Annotated in this window: 9 protein-coding genes and 1 pseudogene; 4 read left to right on the forward strand and 6 right to left on the reverse strand. The window is 74.9% G+C overall.

The genetic code is table 11. The features are described 5' to 3' along the window. The first annotated feature begins 42 nt into the window (after positions 1-42). Positions 43-3,438 carry an AfsR/SARP family transcriptional regulator gene (locus GA0074692_RS35190; RefSeq protein ID WP_218106507.1) on the forward strand — a complete coding sequence of 1,132 codons (3,396 nt, stop codon included), beginning with the start codon at positions 43-45 and terminating at the stop codon, positions 3,436-3,438. Between the two features lie 164 nt (positions 3,439-3,602). Next, positions 3,603-4,511 carry a DUF2306 domain-containing protein gene (locus GA0074692_RS00450; protein ID WP_245730042.1) on the forward strand — a complete coding sequence of 303 codons (909 nt, stop codon included), beginning with the start codon at positions 3,603-3,605 and terminating at the stop codon, positions 4,509-4,511. Positions 4,512-4,524: 13 nt separating this feature from the next. On the opposite strand, the gene GA0074692_RS00455 is transcribed toward GA0074692_RS00450, so the two are convergent. The 6 genes from GA0074692_RS00455 to GA0074692_RS00480 form a co-directional block, all read right to left on the reverse strand. Further along, positions 4,525-5,664, reverse strand: a complete 1,140-nt coding sequence (locus GA0074692_RS00455; RefSeq protein WP_091638532.1) for a site-2 protease family protein — start codon at positions 5,662-5,664, stop codon at positions 4,525-4,527. 139 nt (positions 5,665-5,803) lie between these two features. Further along, positions 5,804-7,252, reverse strand: coding sequence for an alpha-amylase (locus tag GA0074692_RS00460; protein WP_091638533.1), 1,449 nt, complete (start codon positions 7,250-7,252; stop codon positions 5,804-5,806). A 245-nt stretch (positions 7,253-7,497) separates the two neighbouring features. Continuing rightward, entirely contained in the window at positions 7,498-8,328 is an 831-nt protein-coding gene (locus tag GA0074692_RS00465) for an SDR family NAD(P)-dependent oxidoreductase (RefSeq protein WP_176738243.1), read from the reverse strand. Further along, positions 8,325-9,653 carry a protoporphyrinogen/coproporphyrinogen oxidase gene (locus tag GA0074692_RS00470; protein WP_091638534.1) on the reverse strand — a complete coding sequence of 443 codons (1,329 nt, stop codon included), beginning with the start codon at positions 9,651-9,653 and terminating at the stop codon, positions 8,325-8,327. Before GA0074692_RS00470 ends, GA0074692_RS00465 begins: the two co-directional genes overlap by 4 nt. Before the next feature lie 53 nt (positions 9,654-9,706). After that, positions 9,707-10,690 carry an AfsA-related hotdog domain-containing protein gene (locus GA0074692_RS00475; protein ID WP_091638535.1) on the reverse strand — a complete coding sequence of 328 codons (984 nt, stop codon included), beginning with the start codon at positions 10,688-10,690 and terminating at the stop codon, positions 9,707-9,709. Then, positions 10,687-12,111, reverse strand: a complete 1,425-nt coding sequence (locus GA0074692_RS00480) for an NAD(P)/FAD-dependent oxidoreductase (RefSeq protein ID WP_091638536.1) — start codon at positions 12,109-12,111, stop codon at positions 10,687-10,689. Before GA0074692_RS00480 ends, GA0074692_RS00475 begins: the two co-directional genes overlap by 4 nt. A gap of 202 nt (positions 12,112-12,313) precedes the next feature. Between GA0074692_RS00480 and GA0074692_RS00485 the strand changes: the two genes are divergently transcribed. Both GA0074692_RS00485 and GA0074692_RS00490 read left to right on the forward strand, forming a co-directional pair. After that, positions 12,314-17,959 carry a type I polyketide synthase gene (locus GA0074692_RS00485; RefSeq protein ID WP_091638537.1) on the forward strand — a complete coding sequence of 1,882 codons (5,646 nt, stop codon included), beginning with the start codon at positions 12,314-12,316 and terminating at the stop codon, positions 17,957-17,959. A gap of 11 nt (positions 17,960-17,970) precedes the next feature. Beyond that, positions 17,971-22,056, forward strand: a pseudogene (locus GA0074692_RS00490) (type I polyketide synthase); the annotation flags it as partial. Positions 22,057-22,058: the final 2 nt, after the last annotated feature.

Genomic DNA, 22,058 nt, shown 5'->3' on the forward strand with positions numbered 1-22,058 from the left:
GGGCACGGTCGCTGACGGGACCGGGTAGGCCAGAATCGGGCCGTGTTCTTCGGCATCCTGGGTCCGGTCGAGGCGCGTACCGCCGACGGTGCGGCAGTGCCGCTGGGTGGGCGGCAGTTGCGGGCGCTGCTCGCCCTGTTCCTGCTCGACGCCGGGCGGGTGGTCGGCACCGACCGGCTGGTTAACGGGCTGCACGGCGAACACCCGCCGGCCGGCGCGGCGAACGCGTTGCAGTCCCAGGTCTCCCGGCTGCGCCGGGCGTTGCGCGCCGCCGGCACCGGCCCGACCGTGGAGGCGCACCCGGCCGGGTACCGGCTCGCCGTCGACCCGGACGACGTCGATCTGCACCGCGCCACCCGACTCCACCGGGCCGGCCGGCAGGCCCTCGCGGCCGGGGAGCCGGCCCGCGCGGTCGACCTGCTCGGCGAGGCGCTGGCGCTCTGGCGGGGCGAGCCGTTCGCCGACGTGACCGCCGCGCCGTTCGCCGCCGCGCAGGTCGTACGCCTGACCGAGCTGCGGCTGGGCATCGTCGAGGAGTACGCCGAGGTGGCGCTCGTCGCCGGAGAACCGACGGCTCCGGTCGCCGCGTTACGGGAGGTGATCGCCGCCCACCCGCTGCGGGAACGCCCCCGGGGGCAGCTCATGCGGGCGCTGCACGCCACCGGCCGGTCGGCCGAGGCGCTGCAGGTCTACGCCGACCTGCGGCGTACCCTCGCCGACGAACTCGGCGTCGAGCCCGGCGCCGAGTTGGCCGCGGTGCACCTCGCGGTGCTGCGCGACGAGCGCGACGACCCGGTGCCCCCGCCACCGGCCCGGCTGCCGGCCCAGCTCAGCAGTTTCGTCGGTCGCGAGGACGACCTGGCCCGGGTGGCGGGGCGGCTCGACGCGGGACGGCTGGTCACCGTCACCGGTCCGGGCGGTGTCGGCAAGACCCGGCTCGCGGTCGAGACGGCCGCCCGGCGGGCCGGGGAGGTCTGCTTCGTCGACCTCGCCCCACTGCCGGCCGGGGCGCGGGTCGCGCCGGTCCTGCTCGACGCGCTCGGCCTGCGCGACTCCGGACTCCGCCTGCGCGATCCCGGGTTGGGCCTGCGCGACTCCGGGGTCGGCCCGTCCCGTTCCGGCCCGCACCACTCCGGCGCCGGCCTGCGCGAGTCCGGAGTCGGGTCGGGAGACACCGGGCTGCCAGCCGGTGGTACCGATCCGCCGCCGGCCCGGCTGGTCATGGCGCTGTCGGATGGTGCCGATCCTGCGGTGGCCCGGTTGGTCACGGCGCTGTCGGACCGGCGGGTGCTACTCGTGCTCGACAACTGCGAGCACGTCCTGGCCGACGCCGCGCCGGTCGTACGCCGCCTCCTCACCGCCTGCCCCGAGCTGCGGATCCTGGCCACCAGCCGGGAACCGCTCGGCCTCACCGGGGAACTGCTCTGCCCGCTGGCCCCGCTGCCCGTGCCGACCCCGGAGGCGACGGCCGGGGCCGCCCTGACCGCACCGGCGCTGCGCCTGTTCGCCGACCGGGCCGCCGCGGTACGCCCGGACTTCGTCCTCGACGCCGGCACCGTCGACACGGTACGCCGGATCTGTGCCGCGCTGGACGGCCTGCCGCTGGCGATCGAGTTGGCGGCGGTGCGGGTACGGGCCCTGCCCCTGGCCGAGGTGGCGGCCCGGCTGGACGACCGGTTCCGGTTGCTGTCCCGGGGCGACCGGACCGCCGCGCCCCGGCACCAGACCCTGCACGCGGTGGTCCGCTGGAGCTGGGACCTGCTCAGCGACGCGGAACGGGTGCTGCTGCGCCGGCTGACCGTCTTCGCCGGCGGGGCGACCGTCTCCGCCGCCGAGCAGGTGTGCGGTTGTGGTTGCAGGGGTGGTTGTGGTTGCAGGGGTGGTAGCAGGGGTCCCCTCCTACCGTTTTCTGCCGAGGAGGGGACCCCTGCAACCACCCAGCGCGGGTGCGAACTGGACACCGCCGAACTGCTCGGCGCGCTGGTGGACCGGTCCCTGGTCGAGCACACCGCCGGCCGGTACCGGATGCTCGAGACGGTGCGCGGCTTCGGTGCCGAACGGCTCGCCGAGGCCGGCGAGGACGACGCCGCCCGTCGGGCGCACGCCCGGTACTTCCTCCGGCTGGCCGGTACGGCGGACGGCTACCTGCATCGGGCGGAGCAGGTCGACTGGCTGGGCCGGCTCCGGGCCGAGCACCGCAACCTGGACGCCGCGCTGCGCTGGGCGGTCGTCGCCGAGCCGCCGCTGGCGCTGCGGCTGGTCGGCGCGTTGAGCGCCTACTGGTACCTGCGGGGGCTGCGCGGTGAGATCGCGCCGCTGGCGGAGCAGTTGCTCCGCGCGGTCGGCCCGGAACCGCCCGCCGAGCTGGTCGAGGAGTACGTGCTCTGTGTGGTGCACGCCGCGCACGGCGAGGCCGGGGCCGGGCTGACCGAGCACGCACGACGGGCCACCGACCTGACGAACGCGATGGTGGGCCCGCCCCGGCAGCCCTTCTTCAACGTGCTCTGGGCACAGTTCGCCGGGCCGCCCGGCGCGGAGTTGCCCCACCGGCGCCGGCTGATCGGCACGGACCCGTGGTCACGGGCGCTCGGCGACTTCGGCAACGGCTTCCTCGCGCTCTTCGAGGCCGACGTCGACACGGCCGAGTCGGAACTGCGGCGGGCGCTGGCCGGGTTCCGGTCGGTGGGGGAGCGGTGGGGTGTGTCGCAGGCGTTGGACGGGCTGGCGACCATCGCCGCCTGGCGGGGCGCGGAAGACGAGGGCCTGGCTCTGCGTAACGAGGCCCTGGAACTGCTTCGGCCGCTCGGGGCGTACGAGGAAATGGCGGACCTGCACTGCCGGCGGGCCGAGCGGCTGTTGCGCCTGGGCGACCCCGAGGCGGCCCGCGCCGAGTACGACCGGGCCGCCGACCTCGCCCGCCGTGGTGGTGTGTCGGCGACGATGGCCCAGGTTTTCTGGGGCCTCGGCGAGGTGGCCCGGCTGACCGGCGACCTGGCCGAGGCCCGCCGCCGGCAGGCGGAGGCACTGGCCCGGTTGGCGTCGGAGGGCTGGATGTGGGCCGGGGTCAGGGCCGCCGCCCTGACCGCGCTGGGCCGGGTGGCGCAGGCCGGGGGAGACCTCGCCGAGGCCCACCGCCGACACCGGGAGGCGCTCGGCGTCGCGCTTCACCAGCACAACGGGCTCGACATCGCCGAGGCGGCCGAGGGCCTGGCGGGTGCGCTGCTGGACGACGGGGCGGCCGAACGGGCCGCGTGGCTGCTCGGGGTCGCCACGGCGGTACGCGGTCTGCGGGTGACCGCCAGCCGGGACGTCGCGGTGGTGGTCGACGGGGCCCGGACGGCGCTCGGCGAGGACGGCTACCACGCCGCCTTCGCCCGGGGGGCCGCCCTGCGTTACGAGGAGGGCAGCGCCGTCCTCCGCGATCTGCTGGGGACCTGACCCGGTGGCGGCACACCGCTGACCGGGTGCCACTGACCGACAGCCTGACCGGGTGCCGCTGACCGCAGCAGTGGTTGGCGGTCAGCGTCCGGTGCGCGGCCGGTCAGCGCGGACGCCCACCCTCGGCGGTAGCACCCCTTCTTCCTGTCGACGAGGAGCCCACCGTGGCCGATACCGATACGACGCGTACCCCCGCGCCGACCACCGTCGCCGACACGGCGCGGACCACCGCGTCCGGCACGGCCGCTGCCACGACGCAAACCGCCCCACCCGCCGGCACGACGCGGACAGATCCGCCCGCCGGTACGACGCGAACCGTTCCGCCCGCCGGTACGACGCCGGCCGGGCCGGATCCCGGCTCACGCCGGACCAGCCGGACCAGCCGGGCCAGCCGGGCACCCGTCACCCGACCCCGCCGGTGGTGGCGTCGCCCCTGGATGGCGCCGCTGGGGGTGGTGCTGGTGCTGTTCGTGGCCTTCTCCCTGCCCCCGTACCTGAGCCTCGACCCGGCGCAGTCGCGGGTGACGCCCCCGGAGGGCGCGCCCCTCTACCACCCGCTGCTGGTCGCGCACGTCCTGTTCGCCTCGGTGGCCACGCTGGCCTGCTGGTTCCAGGTGTGGCCGTGGTTCCGGCAGCGCTTCCCGGCCGCCCACCGGCGGATCGGCCGGCTCTACGTCTTCGCCGGGGTGCTCCCGGCCGGCGTGATCGGCTTCTACCTCGGCGTGGTCACCCCGTTCGGGCCGGTTGCCCAGGCCAGCGGCATGATCATGGCCCCGCTCTGGCTGATCTGCACGATGGTCGGCTGGCGGCGGGCACGGCAGCGCCGGTTCGCCGACCACCGCCGGTGGATGGTCCGCAGCTTCGCGCTGACCGTCTCGATCATCACGAACCGGATCTGGGGTGTGGTCTTCTTCCTGCTGCTCTACCCGCAACTGGAGACGACCTTTTACGGCGACGAGAAGCTGATGAGCTGGCTGGTCGCCGGGGCGACCGCCTGGCTCGGCTGGACCCTGCCGCTGCTGGCCGCGCAGTGGTGGCTGGACCGCCGCCCCCAACCCGTCCGGACTGCTTGACCCGCCAGCGGGGTCAGCGCCGGCCGGTGAGCTGCTCGCGCATGCTGCTGCGCTGCACCGCCCGGCTGATGTCGCTCGGTGAGACGATCCCGACCAGGTGTCCGTCGGTCACCACCAACGCCCGGCCGTCCGTGCACTCGCCCAGCCGGGGGAGCAGGTCGGTCAACTGCTCCTCCGGTCGGGCCAGCACCAGGTCGTCGGCCCGGCAGGCCACCTCGGCGAGGGTGGTCGCGCCCCGGCTGCCGGCCGGGACGTGCCGGACCCGGTCCAGGGTGACCAGGCCGACCGGTCGCCCCTCCTCGGTCAGCGGCAACGTCGAGTGCCGGTACGCGAAGAGGTGGTGGTCGACGAAGTCGCTGACGGTCATCTCCGCCGAGGCGGTCTGCGGCTGCGGGGTCATCACGTCGGCGACCCGTACGCCGCGCAGCGCCGAACCGACCTTGGCCTGCCGTTCCTCCATGCTGGCGGCCCCGATCAGGAACCAGCCGATCAGCACCAGCCAGAGTCCGCCGATGCCGGCACCGACCAGGAACTGCCAGAGGCCCAGCCCGATCAGCACCACGCCCAGCGCCCAGCCGGCGCGGGCCGCCACCACCGAGGCTCGGGTCCGGTCACCGGTGGCCTTCCAGACCGCCGCCCGCAGGAGCCGTCCGCCGTCCAGTGGTGCGGCCGGCAGCACGTTGAAGACGGCGAGCAGGAGGTTGATGCCGGCCAGCCAGGAGAGCGCGCCCACCGGCAGCCCCCGCAGCCCGGCGAGGGCGAGCACGCCCGCGACGCCGCCGAAGACGACGCCGATGACCAGACTGACCAGTGGCCCGATGCCGGCGATCCGCAGTTCCGCGCCGGGGTTCGGCGCGTCGCCCTTCAGCTCGGACACCCCGCCGAACAGCCAGAGGGTGATGCCCTCGACGCCCAGCCCGTTGCGCTTCGCGACCACCGCGTGGGCGACCTCGTGGGCGAGCAGACCGACGAAGAAGACCACCGCCGCGGCCAGCCCGGCGAACACGTACGCCCACCCCGGCTCGCCGGGGTAGGCGCGCGGGAACTGTCGCGCGGCCAGTGCCCAGGCGATCAACGCGAAGATGACCAGGACGCTCCAGTTGACGCCGACGGGCACGCCGGCGACCCGGCCGAGCCGGAAACTCGCCCTCATGGGCGACTGTTACCCGACCAGCCCCGGAGCATGCCCCCGCACCCGGTCCGGAACGCGAAGACTCCCTCCCGGGCTGGCGCTGGGGAGGGAGTCTGCGGGCCCGTCCAGAGACGGGACCGCTACGACAGGCGCGGGATCGCTACGACAGGCGTGCGCCGACGTGGATGGCGATCGCGTCGTGGGCCGGGACGTTCGCGGCGAACCAACCGTTGGCGTCGACCGTGATCACCGGACCGCTGCACGAGCCGTTGTCGTACGTGCCGTGGATGACGTCGCAGTACCGGCCGGCCGGCAGCCCGGTGTAGTAGGAGCGGCCGTTGACGGCGAAGTCCTCGTCGTTGATCGTGATGAAGCCCTTGCCGGTCCGGCTGAACGCGATGTGCTGGTAGCCGTTGTCCCACCAGTTCGAGACGCCGGCGCCCTCGGTGGCGTTGCGGAAGCCGACCATGTTGGCGATCACCGGCCAGCGGTGCTCGCACTCCCAACCGGAGTAACAGGTGGTGTTCAGGGTCTTGTTGTTGCCGTCCGAGGGCGGGCCGGCGTCCCGGTTGGTGTAGGTGTAGCTGGACATCACCGTCGGCGACCCGTACGGCCAGGCGAGCATGAAGGCGTTGGCCAGCGCGTAGATGCCCCGGTCCCGGTACGTCAGCACGCCGCCGACGTCCCGCTGGGTGTCGTGGTTGTCGACGAAGACCGACGAGACGTTGCTGGGCAGGTGACCCCAGCCCTCGCCGAAGTTGCTCAGGTACGCCAGCCGCTCGGAGCGGAACACCCGGGCCAGGTCCTTGCCGTAGCGGAACTCGTGCACGTCGCCGTTGCCGGTGTACTCGGTGGGCAGGACCGGCTCACCCGCGCCGTAGATGACCTCCTGCACGATGTACGTCGAGCGGGAGAGCTTGCCCTTGATGGCGGCGATGTCGGCGGCCGGCATGTGCTTGCTGGCGTCCATCCGGAAGCCGTCCACGCCGAGGGAGAGCAGGTCGTTGAGGTACGTGGCGAGCCGCGTCCGGACGTAGTCCGACTCGGTCTTCAGGTCGGCGAGGTTGACCAGCTCGCAGTTCTGCACCTCGTACCGGTCGCCGTAGTTGGCGATGTCGTTGTTGCCGTTGCGCCCGCAGTAGTGGAAGTCCTGGGACTGGTAGTTGCCCGGGTAGGTGTAGTGCTGGTACGACGAGCCGGCCCAGCCGGTGCCGCCCGCGTCCTGGCCGGACATGTGGTTGATTACCGCGTCCACGATCACCTTGACCCCGGCGGCGTGGCAGGTGTTCACCATGGACTGGAACTGCGCGCGGGTGCCCTTGCGCGACTCGATCCGGTAGCTGACCGGCTGGTAGGCCACCCACCACTGGTTGCCCCGGACATGCTCCTGGGGCGGGGAGACCTGGACGTACCCGTAGCCCTTGGGGCCGAGCACGGTGGTGCACTCGCTGGCCACCGAGGGCCAGTTCCACTCCCAGAGATTGGCGATGACCTTCTTGCTGCCGGACGGGGTCGCGGTGGCCGGGGGAGCCGCCACGGTGACCGGCGCGAGCAGGCCGGCGAGCAGGCCCACGGCCAGCAGCGCCGAACGGCGTCGACGTCGAAGCATCCTGAACTCCTGACGGGGGTACGGGGGGACGGATGGTGGACGCGCCAGGATTGCGGTGCCGCTTCTTGCAGCGGCTCTGAAAGGTTTCGGAAATGTTACAAGCGCCTTGCAGTGGGCGTCAACGCATGGACATGCATCTCTGCTGTCCACTGTGGTTGCAACGATTGCAAGACCTGCCGGCCGTCGGCGGGTGAAGGTGAGCGCGGCTCATCGGCCAACGACGCCATGACCAGGGCGTCGGGCGGTCAGGACAGGACGCTGTCCCGAGGCTCCGGCCGGCGGTCGGCCGGGACGAGCAGCGGCAGAACCGACTGGCGCATGGCCGGGAAGAGCAGCCACCGGGGCAGGTGCCGACCGGACCACGCCTGCGCCTTCGCCACCACCCCGGGGACAACCGCCCGCCGGCCGGCGGCCAGGCCCGCCAGGCCCGCCGCCGCCACCTGGTCCGCAGTCAGCCAGCGCAGCCAGCGGTGCTTCCGGATGCCCGGCACGCCGGCCACGTCGTACAGCTCGGTGCGCACCGGCCCGGGCGCCAGCAGGGTGCAGCGCACCCCGGTGCCCCGCAGCTCCTCGTGCAACGCCTGGGTGAACGAGTTGAGGAACGCCTTGGTCGCGCCGTAGGTCGCCGCCATCGGCACCGGCTGCTCGCCAGCGGTCGAGCCGGTGACCAGGATGCCACCCCGGTCGCGGGCCAGCATGCCCGGCAGGACGGCGGTGGTCAGCTCGTGCACCGCGACGACGTTCACCTCCACCTCGCGGGCCAGCTGCGCCGGATCGTGGTCGCGAAGGTGACCGCAGCTGGAGAAGCCGGCGTTGGCGCACAGCACGGCGATGTCCCGTTCGGTCAGCTCCGTCGCCAGGGCGCCGCGCGCCGCCCGGTCGGCGAGGTCGACCGGGCGCACGTCCACGGCCACCCGGTACGTCTCGCGCAGCTCGGCCGCCAGCGCCGCCAGCCGGTCGGCGCGGCGGGCGACGAGCACCAGGTCGTACCCCTGCCCCGCCAGCCGGCGCGCCAGCGCGGTGCCGATGCCCGACGAGGCACCGGTCACCACGGCCGACCCCGCCGGTCGGGTCACGGCCGCCCCTCGGCGAGCCGCGCCGCGATCCGCGCGCCGGCCTCGTGCCCGGCCCGGAAACAGCCCTCGATCGACACGCCCCGCAGGTAGTCACCCGCCAGCGCCAGGCTCGGCACGTCGCCGACCAGTTGGTGCACGCCGGCCAGGAACTCCCCGTGGAACGGCGTGTAGCCGCAGTAGGCGGCCGGCCAGTGCCGGACGACGGACCGGACCCGGCGTCCCGGGGTCAGCCCGAGGTGCCCGCTGACCCGCCGCTCCGCGTCGTCCACCCACGCGGCGACCAGGTCGTCGGTCAGCTCCCGCGCCCGACCCTGCCGCCCGCTGAACGTGTACCGCACGATGTGCCGCTCGTCCATGCCGTACGACCCGGCGTTGGTGCACGGGCCGTCGTCCATCGCCAGGGCCCGCACGTCGGTGCGGAAGAACGGCCGGTCGTACTCCACCAGCACCACGGTGGACGGGAAGTACGTCGGCTCGGCGAGCCGCTTGGCCAACGCCGGGAACTCGCCGCGCAGGATGTCCGCCGCCGCATGGGCGGTGGTGGCCAGGACCACGGCGGCGTACTCCCGGGTCTGCACCGGCCCGCCGCGCTCGCTCAGCCGCAGCCCCACCACGTCACCGTCCCGCACCACCGGGGCCACGGCGGTGGTGTTCAGCCGGACGGGCACCCGTTCGGCGAAGGCGGCGAGCACCGGCTCGATGCCGTGGTCGAGCTGCTCGTACGTGTCGAGCAGCATCGCCAGGTTGGTACCGAACGTCCCCAGGTACACCTCGTCCGGCTCGGCCCCGTTGTTCCGGATGACCATCGGTCGCAGCAGCACCCGGGTCACCCGTTCCCCGAACTGCTTGCTGAGCGGCTCGTGGTCGTTGGCCTGGGCGAGCTCGGTGAACAGCGGCGAGCCGAGGTAGCCGTTGGCGCGGTCCGCGCGGATCGCGCGGGCCAGCCGGACCAGCCGCAGCATGTCGCGCGGGGAACCCATCCGGGCGAAGTGCGCGAGGCTGCGCAGCCGCCGGTCGCTGTCGAGGGTCAGCACCCGCCCGTTCTCGACCCGGGACGCGTTGATCCCGAACGGCATGTACGGATGGTCGCCCATCGCTTCGGTGAACGCCCGGAACAGGTCGTACCGGCGGCCGATGTTCTTGCCGCCGGTCATCACCGGCTTGTCGCCGAGCCGGTCGATCCCGAACCGGCCACCCGGCACCTCACCGGCCTCGATCACCTCGACCCTATGGCCGAGCCGGTGCAGGTGGAACGCGGCAGCGAGCCCGCTGGCCCCGCTGCCCACCACCGCGACCGTCGGGCCGTCTCCCGCCGTGGGCGTCATACCGCCACCTGCCTCTCCGTCACCCGGCCCCGGACCGGCCGACCGCCCGGCGGTCACCGGACCACCGGCCAGGACACGAGGGTGATCGTTCCGTCGATGAGTTGCTCGTCGAACTGGTACATGGCGACCGCCACGTCGACGGCGCCGTCGACCGTCACGCCCCTGACCCGGGCCACACACTCCAGCGGATGGTCGAGCTGGCCGAACGTGCTGAACGCCACGTCGCAGCCGGTCACCACGCTGACCGGATGGGGCAGCGCACCGGCCCTGGTCGCCGCCAGCACCGCCGTCTGGCGTAGCCCTTCGACCGCCACCGGGCCGGGCAGGTGGTCGTAGGAGTGGTCGAAGAACGACGGGTGCCCCTCGTCGAGGACCAGCGGGCAGCGCACCTCGCCCGACTCGCCGTCGGTCGGGGCACCGATCACGACGTTGCGTTCGTCGTAGCGGCCCACCAGCGCGGGCGGCACCGTCGGCGCCGGCGCTGCCGGCACACTGTCCGGCTGCCGGGCCCGCTGGAACGCCCGCATCACCTCGTAGTCGTCGGGCGACATCCCCACGACCTCGGCGACGACCTCCATCGCGAGCCGACCGGCCAGGAACAGCTCGCCGCGCAGGGTGAGCACGCCGACCCCGGTGGACAGCCCGGTCCGGTTGCGGGCGCGGTACCGGAGCAGGCCCTCCAGCGGGGTCCGCCGGTCGTCGGCGAACGCGGTGAGGTCGACCACCCGCAGGGTGAAGCTCCGCAGGGTGAACGGCTGCTCGCGGGGGATGCCCAGGTACCGGTGGACCAGCACGAAGGTGGCCTGTCGGGCCGCCTCGCCCATCGCGAACGGGTCGTGACAGTCGATCCGCCGGTCGCCCCACAGGCTGTGTGCCCGGGGAATCTGCAGGGCGAGGACGAACTCGTCGCGGTCGACCTGTGTGGAGTCGGCCACGAACACCTCGCCGAGGGCCCTGCGGTGGGCCATTGAGCAGGGCACCGTCTGGCTGAAACTCAGGTCGACGTCCGGCACGTCGAGCGCGTCGGAGCGGATCATCGGTAACCTCCGGTCGATGCCCCGGCGACCACCGTCGGGGCGGTGGCAGCTTCGTGCCGGGGACGCCGGACCAGGCGGGCCCGGTGGAACTGGTCGCCCAGGGCGGCACCGAACTCGGCGAGGACCCGGCGCCGTGGCACCCGGCCACCGGCGAGCAGCCGGCCGACCGCGCCGACGGCCCGACCGGGGCTGAGTACCGTGTCCGGTTGTACGTCGTGGCTGAGCACGGCCAGCAGGTCGGATCCCTGACCCCGGGCCGTCATCCGCTGGATGATCTCCGGCAGGAAGGTCGGGACCTCGCCGGCCCGGCCCAGGTCCGAGCCGACCCAGTAATGGGCGAGGAACTCCCGGTCGCGCCACCGGGCGAAGGCGGCGGTGGCGGCGTCGAGGTCCCGCACCGGCCCGTCGAGCACCCCGGGCAGGGCGGCGGCGAGGGCGTCGACCTGCCGGAACGCGTCCCCGATGCCCCGACCGGCGGCCGGGTCCTTGAAGTGGCCGGCGTCGCCGAGCAGCACCCACCCGGGCCCGGCGCCGTCCCGGAAGTATCCCTCGAACCCGGTCAGGCCGAAGATCCCGGCAACCCGGTGGGCTCCGGCGAGGGCCTGCGCCACGGGCGGGCAGGAGGTGGCGTCGGCCAGGAAGTCCTCGGCCGTGCAGCGGTGGCCGGCCGGTCCGCCGGCGGGCAGGGTGTGCGCGGTACCGACCAGGTAGAGGCCGTTGTCGGCCGGCGCCCCGAGGACGAACTGGTCGCCCCAGCGGTGGAAGACGAACGTCGGTGGCCCGGCGGGCGTCGCGTCGGCGAAGTAACTCCAGTGGTAGGCACGCGTGCCGGGCACCACGTGGTACCGGCGGGCCCCCACCAGCCGGGCGACGGTGGACTGTCGGCCGTCGGCCCCGACCACCAGCTTCGCGGCGATCTCCACCGGCCCGGCCGCGGTACGCAGCCGCACCCCGGTGACCCGGCCGTCGCCGGTCAGCAGGTCGGTCACCTTGGCGCCGAGCACCGGTCGCACCCCGGCCCGGCGGGCGGCGGCCAGCAGCAACGGGTCGAGCACCTGCCGGCGTACGCAGATCCCGCCGCCGGGGCCGTCCGTGGCGCCCGGGTACGTGAGCAGCTCGTGGAAGTCCTCCAGCCGGGTGTCGGCCGCGACGAACGGCGGCGCGCCGGTGGCGAGGACGTCCGGCAGGACGCCGAGCCGGTCCAGGAAACGGAGGGTGTCGGCCTGCATGATGTGCGACGAGAGGGTGTTGCCGATCCGTTCGGCCCGATCGACCAGGGCCACCGTGCGCCCGGCCCGGGCCAGCAGGGTGGCCAACGGGGCACCGGCACACCGCGCGCCGACGATGACGACGTCGACCTGACGCGGCAGATCCGGTACGGCGTCCGCCGGTCCGGGCGCGGCTGAGGTGGATACGGTCATCAGCCACCCTCACCTCGCGTCGCCGCCGGTGACGCTGCACACCGGCCAATATCGACAGTGAGGGTAGCCCCGGCCCGCCGGTCTGTCACCAACGGATTTCCGCCATGGTCACTCGGCCAGGTCGGTGCCCCAGGACCATCGCCCCGGGCTGCTACGCTGCGCGCCTGTCTGAGCTGGTGTGAGCGTCCAAGAAGGAGCGCCCGTGGCTGACCGGCACCCGGAACCCACGCCGTTCGTCACCCGGATCGGTGCGCAACCACCGGCCCGCCGCGCCGAACTCGTCCTGAGCATGGTCCGCGAGCTGACCGGGGCCCTGCTGGGCTGGGACGCGGCGGCGGTCGACCCCGACCGCGCCTACCTGGACTACGGCTACAACTCGCTGGCCGCGGTCGAGCTGACCCGGATGCTCTCCGTCGAACTGGGCGACACGCTGCCGCTGACCCTGCTGTACGACCATCCGACCCCGAGGGCCGTCGCGGCGCACGTGCTCGACCGGCTGGGCTTCGCCGAGGCCCCGGCGGCACCGGCCGACCACGCCGCCGTCGCCGACCAGGTCGACGACCCGATCGCGGTCGTCGGGATGGCCTGCCGCTACCCGGGCGGGGTGACCGGGCCCGCCGGGCTGTGGCGGCTGGTGGCCGACGGGGTGGACGCGGTGTCGCCGCTGCCCACCGATCGGGGCTGGGACCTGGCCGCGCTCACCGACGCCGACCCCGACCGGCGCGGCACGACGATCGCCCGGGCCGGTGGTTTCCTGGACGACGTGGCCGGCTTCGACGCCGAGTTCTTCGGCGTCTCCGCCCGCGAGGCCACCGCGATGGACCCCCAGCAGAGGCTGCTCCTGGAGAGCACCTGGTCGCTGCTGGAGGACGCCGGCATCGACCCGAAGACCCTGCACGGCTCCCGGACCGGCGTCTTCGTGGGCCTGAGCACTCACGACTACGCCCCGCTGGCCAAGTCCGGTCCGGACGAGCTACAGGGGCTGTGGGGCATCGGGACGGCCGGCGCGACCGCCAGCGGCCGACTCTCCTACACGTTCGGCCTGGAAGGGCCGACGATGACCGTCGACACGGCGTGCTCGTCGTCGCTGGTGGCCATCGACCTGGCCCGCCGGTCGCTGCTGCGCGGCGAGACGTCGCTGGCGATCGCCGGCGGGGTCGCGGTGCTGGCCACCCCCGAACTGTTCGTCGAGTTCACCCGGCAGGGCGCCATCAACACCGACGGGCGGTGCCGGTCGTTCGCCGACACCGCCGACGGGACGGGCTGGGCCGAGGGTGTCGGGCTGGTACTGCTGGAACGACTCTCCGACGCGCGACGCCACGGCCACCGGGTACTCGCGCTGCTCCCGGGCAGCGCGGTGAACTCCGACGGCGCGTCCAACGGGCTGACCGCGCCGAACGGGCCGGCCCAGCAGCGGGTGATCCGCCAGGCCCTGGCCGACGCCAGGCTGACCGCCGCCGACATTGACGCGGTGGAGGGGCACGGCACCGGCACGGTGCTCGGGGACCCGATCGAGGCGCAGGCGCTGATCGCGGTCTTCGGCACCGACCGGCCCGCCGACCGCCCGCTGCGACTGGGGTCGCTCAAGTCGAACATCGGCCACGCCCAGGCCGCGGCCGGTGTCGGCGGGCTGATCAAGCTGATCCAGGCGCTGCACCACGGCGTCCTGCCGCGAACGCTGCACGTCGACCGTCCCAGCACGAAGATCGACTGGTCCGGCGGGGCGGTGTCGCTGCTCACCGACCCGGTGCCGTGGCCGCACGGGTCACGCCCCCGGCGGGCCGGGGTCTCCGCGTTCGGGGTGGGCGGCACCAACGCCCACGTCATCGTCGCCGAACCACCGGTCGAACCGTCCGACGGTCCGCCCGCCGCGACGGCGTCCGCCGACCCGGCCGTCGTGCCGCTGGTACTGGCCGGGCGGTCCGCCGGAGCACTGCGCGACCGGGCCCGCGACATCCGAGACCTGCTCACCGACACGCCGGAGCACCGGCCGGTGGACGTGGCCGCCGCGCTGCTGCGCGCCCCCGCCCGGTTCGCGCACCGGGCGGTGGTGCTCGGCGCCGACCGCCCCACGCTGCTCGCCGGCCTCGAGGCCGTCGCCGCCGGTCGGCCGACCGACAACGCCGTCGTCGGGGTGCCGCGCCGCAGCGGCCGGACCGCCTTCGTCTTCCCCGGTCAGGGCGCCCAGTGGCGCGGCATGGCGCTCGCCCTGCTGGAGTCCGCCCCGCCGTTCGCGGCCCGGTTCGCCGAGTGCGTCGACGCCCTGCTGCCCCACGTGGACTGGGCGCCGTACGCCGTCCTGCGCGGTGAGCCGGGCGCCGCCGACGCCGACCGGGTCGACGTGACGCAGCCGCTGCTGTTCGCGGTGGCGGTGTCCCTCGCCGAGCTGTGGCGGTCGTACGGGGTCGTCTCGGACGCCGTTGTCGGCCACTCCCAGGGCGAGATCGCCGCCGCGTGCGCGTCCGGCGCGCTGTCGGTCCGCGACGCCGCCCGGGTGGTGGCGGTCCGCAGCCGGATGATCGCCGAAATCGCCGGCGGCGGTGCCATGCTGTCGGTCGCCGAGTCGGCCGACCGGGTCCGCGAGCTACTCGCCGATGCCGGCAGCAGCCTCGCCGTGGCCGGCCTCAGCGGGCCGAGGTCGACGGTGGTGAGCGGCGACGCGGCCGACGTGGCGGCGTTCGCCGCCGGCTGCGCGGCGCAGGACGTCTGGACCCGCCCGATCCTGGTCGACTACGCGTCCCACTCCGCCGGGATGGAGCCGCTGCGCGGCCGGCTCCCCGGGGCGCTCGGGGGACTGCGGTCGGCGGCCGGCGACGCCGAGTTCTGGTCCACGGTCACCGGCGGGCCGCTGGATCCGACGAGCGCCCCCCTGAACGGCGAGTACTGGTACCGCAACCTGCGCGAGCCGATCCTCGCCGAGCAGACCGTCCGCCGGATGATCGACGCCGGGTACCGGACGTTCGTGGAGATCAGCCCACACCCGGTGCTGTCGGTGCCGATGGAGCAGATCTTCGACGCGGTCGGTGCCCCGGACGAGGACCGGCCGGTCCTGATCGGCTCGCTGCACCGCGACGACGGCGGGCTGGACCGGTTCGCCCGCTCGCTGGCCGACGCCGACACGGCGCAGGTGCCGGTCGACTGGAGCCCACTGACCGGCCCCGGGGACCCGTCCCGGGTGCCGCTGCCCGGATACCCCTTCCAGCGCCGCCGGTACTGGGTGGCGGCCCGGCCAACCGGCTGGGACGCCGGGGCGGCCGGGCTTGGCCCGTCGACGCACCCGATGCTCGGCGCTGCGACGCGGCTCGCCGACGGCGGCGGCTGGGTGTTCACCGGCCGGATCGAGCCGGGGCAGCCCGGCTGGCTGACCGATCACGCGGTGCACTCGTCGGTGCTGCTGCCCGGAACCGGGTTCGTCGAACTGGCCCTGTACGCGGCCACCGCGATCGGCTGCGACCGGCTGGCGGAGCTGACCATCGAGACGCCACTGGTGTGCACCGACTCCGCCGTACACGTGCAGGTGACCGTCGGCGGCCCGAACGACGCCGGGGAACACCCGGTCGCGGTGCACTCCCGACCGGCCGACGCGGATCCGCTCGACCCCGAGGGCTGGACGTGCCACGCGACCGGCTCGGTGGACCGGGCCGGGCCACCGCTGTCCGCCGACCCGGCACCGTGGCCCGGTGCCGCAGCGCCACTGCCGGTGGACGGGCTCTACGACACGCTGGCCGACCGTGGGCTGGAGTACGGTCCGGCGTTCCGGGGGCTGCGGGCCGCCTGGACCGACGGGGCCGGGCGGCTGGCGGAGGTCGCCCTCGACCCGCAGACCGCGGACACCGCCGGGCGCTACCTGGTGCACCCGGCGCTGCTCGACGCCGCGTTCCACGTCGGGCTGCCCGGCGACGACCAGACGTACCTGCCGTTCCGCTGGTCCGGGGTGCGGGTGCACCGGCCGGGACGGGCGGCCCTGCGGGTGCGGCTGACGGCGGCGGAGCCTACCCGGGCCGCCCTGATCGGCTACGACGACACCGGTGCGCCGGTGGTGAGCGTGGACTCGGTGACCGCCCGCCCGGTGACCGCCGCCGCGCTGGGCCGGCCGACGGACCCGGTGTACCGGCTGGCCTGGGGTCCTGCCGGGACGGTTCCGTCGACGCCACCGGCATCCGTCGAGCGGCTGCCCACCTTCCCGGACGCCGACCCCACGGCCCGGGTCCGGGCCGCGACCGGCTGGGCCCTGACCGTGCTCCAGAAGCTGCTGAGCCACGAGTCCGTGGGCGCGCAGGTGGCCGTCGTCACCTCCGGCGCGGTCGCCGTGACGCCCGGGGAGGCACCGGATCCGGCTGCGGCTGCGGTGTGGGGCCTGGTCCGGTCGGCGCAGAGCGAGAATCCCGGCCGGGTCCTGCTGATCGACGTGGGCGTCGACGAGCCGCTCCCGACGGCGCTGCCCGACGACGAGCCGCAGCTCGCGATCCGCGCCGGGGCGGTGTACGTGCCCCGGCTGGTGCCGGTGACCGGTCCGGCACCGGACGGGCCGGTGCTGCGTACCGACGGCACCGTCGTCGTCACCGGTGGAACCGGCGGGTTGGGTGCCGTCGTCGCCGAGCATCTCGTCGTCGCGTACGGCGTACGTCACCTGCTGCTGCTGAGCCGGCGCGGGCCGGACAGCCCGGAGTACGCCGGGCTGGCCGGCCGCCTGGCCGCGGCCGGCGCCACCGTGGACGCGGTCCGCTGCGACGTCGGCGACCGGGCACAGCTCCGCGCCGCGCTCGCCGGTGTGCCGGCGGACCGCCCGGTACGCGCGGTCGTGCACGCGGCGGGCCTGCTCGACGACGGGCTGGTCACCGCACTCACCGCCGACCGGCTCGACCGGGTGCTGCGCCCCAAGGCGGACGCCGCGCTGCTGCTGGACGAGCTGACCGCGTCGCTGGACCTCGACGCGTTCGTGCTGCTGTCCTCGGTCGCCGGCACCCTCGGCGGGCCGGGGCAGGGCAACTATGCCGCCGCCAACGCCGTGCTGGACGCGGTGGCGGCCCGCCGACACGCCGCAGGCCTGCCGGCCGGTTCGCAGGTGTGGGGCCTGTGGGGCGAGACCGGGGTGATGGCGGGGCAGTCGCGCGACGCGGACCGCGCCAGGGTCACCGCCGCAGGGATCGCACCACTGTCCACCACGGATGGTCTACGGCTGTTCGACCGGGCGCTCGGCACCACTGAGCCGGTGGTGGTGCTGGCTCGCTTCACCCGCGCGGAGCTGCGGGCCCAGGCGGCGGCCGGGCTGCTCCCGTCCGTGCTGCGCGGGCTGGTGCCGGCCGCCGTCCGGCCGGCCGACACCGGGCCGAGCCTCGCCGAACGGCTGCGCGGCGTGCCTGAGCAGAACCGCGCGGCGGTGGTGGAGGAGCTGGTGCTCGACACCGTGGCCGCGGTGCTGGGCCGCCCGTCGAGCGCCGGACTGCGCCCCGACCTGACCTTCAAGGAACTGGGGTACGACTCGTTGCTCGCGGTGCAGTTCCGCAACCGGCTGTCCCGGGTCACCGGGCAGCGGGTCGCCACCACCGTGGTGTTCGACCATCCGACACCCGCCGCGATCGCCGCCTTCCTGCTGGCCGGGCTCGAGCTGGACGCGCCCGCCGGGGCGGCGGACGTCGACGCCGAGCTGGACCGGCTGGCCGTCCTGCTCGGCGGGTTGGCCGCACCGGACCGACCCCGGGTGGCCGCCCGGCTGCGCGGCCTGCTCACGGCAGTCGAACCCGCCGGGCCCGCCGAACCCGGGACCGACGACGCCCTGGCCGACCGGATCTCCACGGCGGACCGGGCCGACCTGATCAACCTGATCGACTCCTGGGGGCTGGCGTGAGCGGCACTGACGACGACACCCTGCTGGAGTACCTCCGGCGGGTCACCGCCGAGTTGCAGGACTCCCGCCGACGTCTGCGGCAGCTACGCGACCGGGCCGACGAGCCGATCGCGATCATCGGCACCGCCTGCCGGTTCCCCGGCGGGATCCACGACCGCGCCGACCTGTGGCGGCTGCTCGACACCGGCGGCGACGTGGCCGGGGAATTCCCCACCGACCGGGGCTGGGACCTCGACGCGCTGTTCCACCCGGACCCCGACCGGCCGGGCAGCTCGCACGCCCACGCCGGAGGGTTCCTCGCCGACGCCGCCGGATTCGACGCCGAGTTCTTCGGCATCGGGCCCCGCGAGGCGCTCGCGATGGACCCGCAGCACCGCCTGCTGCTGGAGCTGGCCTGGAGCGCGGTCGAGGACAGCGGCATCGCCCCGCACTCGCTGGCAGGCTCGCGCACCGCCGTGTTCGCCGGGCTGATGTACCAGGACTACGGCTGGCTGACCCAGGCCGCGGACGCGGAACTGGGCGGCTACCGGGGCATCGGGGCGGCGGCGTCAGTGGCGGCCGGGCGGATCGCCTACACCCTCGGCCTGCACGGACCGGCGGTCACCGTGGACACCGCGTGCTCGTCGTCCCTGGTCGCCACGCACCTCGGGGTGGCGGCGCTGCGCCGCGACGAGTGCGACCTGGCCCTGGTCGGCGGCGCGACGCTCCTCGCCACTCCCGGCGTGTTCACCGAGTTCTCCCGACAGGGCGGGGTGTCCCGGGACGGTCGGTGCCGCTCGTTCGCCGAGGGCGCCGACGGCACCGGCTGGGCCGAGGGCGGGACGGTGCTGGCGCTGGCCCGACTGAGCGACGCGCAGCGGCTCGGCCACCGGGTGCTCGCCGTCATCCGGGGCAGCGCGGTCAACGCCGACGGCGCGTCCAACGGGTTGACCGCGCCGAACGGGCCGGCCCAGGAGCGGGTGATCCGGGCCGCGCTGGCCGCGTCCGGCCTGACGGCGGCCGACGTCGACCTCGTCGAGGGCCACGGGACGGGAACCAGCCTCGGCGACCCGATCGAGCTGGGGGCGCTGCTCGCCACCTACGGACGGGACCGGCCGACCGACGCGCCGGTGTACCTCGGTTCGGTGAAGTCCAACCTCGGCCACACCCAGGCCGCCGCCGGGGTCGCCGGAGTGCTCAAGGCGGTGCTGGCGCTGCGGCACGGTCGGATGCCCCGGTCGCTGCACGCCGAGCAGCCGACCAGCCGGGTGGACTGGTCGGCCGGCGGGGTGGCCCTGCTGAGCGAGGCGCGCCCGTGGCCGGCCGGTCCACGGCCGCGCCGGGCCGCCGTGTCGTCGTTCGGGATCAGCGGTACGAACGCGCACCTGATCCTGGAGGAGGCGCCACCCGCGCCGGAACCGGCGCAGCGGTCGGCGGCCGACGGCCCGGTGCCGGTGTTGCTGTCGGCCCGCTCGGCCGCCGCACTGCGCGAGCAGGCCGCCCGGCTGCGCGTACGGCTCGCGGGAACGGCCGAGGAGCCGGAACCGCCACTGGTGGACGTCGCCCACGCGCTGGCGGCCGGGCGTACCCGGATGGCGCACCGGGCGGTCCTCGTCGCGGCCGACCGGACCGAGCTGCGGGCCACACTGGACGAGGTGGCCGCCGGCGGGTATCCCGAGGACGGCGCGCTCGGCGTGGCCGGTGCGCCCCGCCGTGGGGTGGTGGCGCTGTTCACCGGGCAGGGCAGTCAGCGGGCCGGGATGGGCCGCGAGCTGGCCCGGCGGTACCCGGTCTTCGCCGAGGCGCTGGAGGAGACGTGCGCCGCGCTGGACGCCCATCACCACGGCGACGGCGACGACCCGCCGGTTCGGTTGGCGCTGGCCGTCGAGCCCGGGTCCGCGCGGGCGGAGCTGCTGCACCGGACGGGCACCGCCCAGCGGGCGCTGTTCGCGGTCGAGGTGGCGCTGTTCCGGCTGCTGGAGAGCTGGGGCCTGCGCATCGACTTCGCCCTCGGGCATTCGATCGGGGAACTGGTCGCCGCGCACGTCGCCGGCATGCTGTCGCTGCCCGACGCGGCCCGGCTGGTCAGCGCGCGGGCGCGGCTGATGCAGGCGCTGCCCGGGGCCGGGGTGATGGTCGCGGTGCAGGCGGACGCCGGTGAGGCGGCGGAGCTGATCGCGGGGGTCGCCGACCGGGTGGCGGTGGCGGCGGTCAACGGGCCGGAGTCGGTGGTGCTGTCGGGCGACCCCGAGGCCCTCGACCCGATCGTCGACCGGCTGAAGGCCCAGGGCCGGCGGGCGAAACGGCTGGCCGTCAGCCATGCGTTCCACTCTCCGCAGATGGACCCCATGCTCACCGCGTTCGAGCGCGAGATCGAGGGTGTGTCGGCGGGCGCCGGCCGGGTGCCGGTGGTGTCCAATCTGACCGGGCTGCCGCTGACCAACCCGGACGCCGGCTACTGGGCGCGGCAGGTCCGTGGCACGGTCCGGTTCCTGGACGGGGTGCGCTGGCTGGCCGCGGCGGGCGCGGGCACCTGGGTGGAGTTCGGCCCGCACGGCGTGCTGACCCCTGCAGTGCGGGACTGTCTGCCGGACAGCGGAGACGCCCTGCTGGTCCCGACGCTGAGCGCCCGGCGGCCGGAGGTCGAGTCGGTACTGACCGCTGCCGCCGAACTCGACGTGGCCGGGGTCGAGTTGGACTGGCCGCAGGTGCTGCGCGGTGACCAGCCCCGCCCGGCGCCAGTGCCCACCTACCCGTTCCAGCACCGGCGGTTCTGGCCGGCGACCCGGCCGGCGGGGGTGGCCAGCGTCGGGCTGTCCTCGGCCGACGACGGGCTGTCCTCGGAAGACGGCCCGGCCGAGGACGACCTCGTACCGGCCACCTCGCTGTCGGACCGGGCGGCGGTGGCGGCGCTCGTCACCAGCCAGGCCGCCGCCGTGCTCGGGCACTCCCCGGGTACGGCGGTCCCCGGCGACCGCCGGCTGCTCGAACTCGGCTTCGACTCGATGGGCGCGGTGAACCTGCACCGGCGGCTGGCCCGGGCGACCGGCCTCGACCTGCCGGCCCGCACGCTCGTGGAGCACCCGACGCTGGACGGGCTGACCGACCACCTCTGGTCCCGGCTCGGCCGCCCGACCGGACCCGAGTCGGGCGGCGGACCCACACTCGGCGCCGAGCCCGCGTCGAGCAGCGAGCCTGTGTTGGACAGCGGGTCCGCACTGGGCAGCGGGCCTGTGCTGGGCGGCGACCTCCTGCCGGGCGGCCAGCCCGCACTCGGCGGTAGGCCGGAACCGGTGAGCGGGACCGGGCCGTTCACCGCGATGCTGCGTACCGCCGCCGGCGCGGACGACCTGCCGCGCGCGGTGCGCTGGCTGGGCGACTCCGCCCGCTACCGCCCGAGCTACGCCACCGCGTCGGCGGGCCCGGCGCCGGTGAGCGTACTGATCTCCGACGGGCCGGGGCCCACCCTGGTGTGTCTGCCGTCGTTCCTCGCCGGGTCAGGGCCGCACCAGTTCGCCCGGTTCGCGGCGGCCCTGCCGACCCGGCGGCGGACGACGGCGGTGCAGCTACCCGGGTTCGGTCCCGGGGAACCGCTGCCCCGCGACTGGGACGCGCTGATGGACAGCCTGTGCGCCGCTGTCCTGCACGCCGCCGGTCCGGACGAGTTCCTGCTGGTCGGATACTCGATCGGCGGAGTGCTGGCGCAGGGCGTGGCGGGCCGGCTTGCCGGCACTCCCCGGGCCCCCCATGGGCTGGTCATGCTCGACACGTTCGAGCCGGGGCGGGCCGACCAAGCGGACACCTTTGCCTGGGCGATGGGCGCGATCCTGAACCTGGACCACGAGTACCTGTCGATCGACGACGACGGGGTGCTCGCGATGGGCGGCTACCTGCGGGCGCTGGACGGCTGGACGGCCGAACCGGCCCCGGTGCCCACGCTGCTGGTGCACGCGGAGCCGACCGACGGCTCGGGCCGGTGGCCCCGCTGGCAGGTCGCCGGCGCGGTGGCTGCCGTTTCCGGTGACCACTTCTCGCTGCTCCAGGAGGACGTGAAGGCGACCGCCGCAGCGGTCGACGAGTGGCTGACCGGGCGGGACGACGGCCCGGACCGGCGCTGACC

The organism is Micromonospora pallida (genome assembly GCF_900090325.1).
Lineage (GTDB): Bacteria > Actinomycetota > Actinomycetes > Mycobacteriales > Micromonosporaceae > Micromonospora > Micromonospora pallida.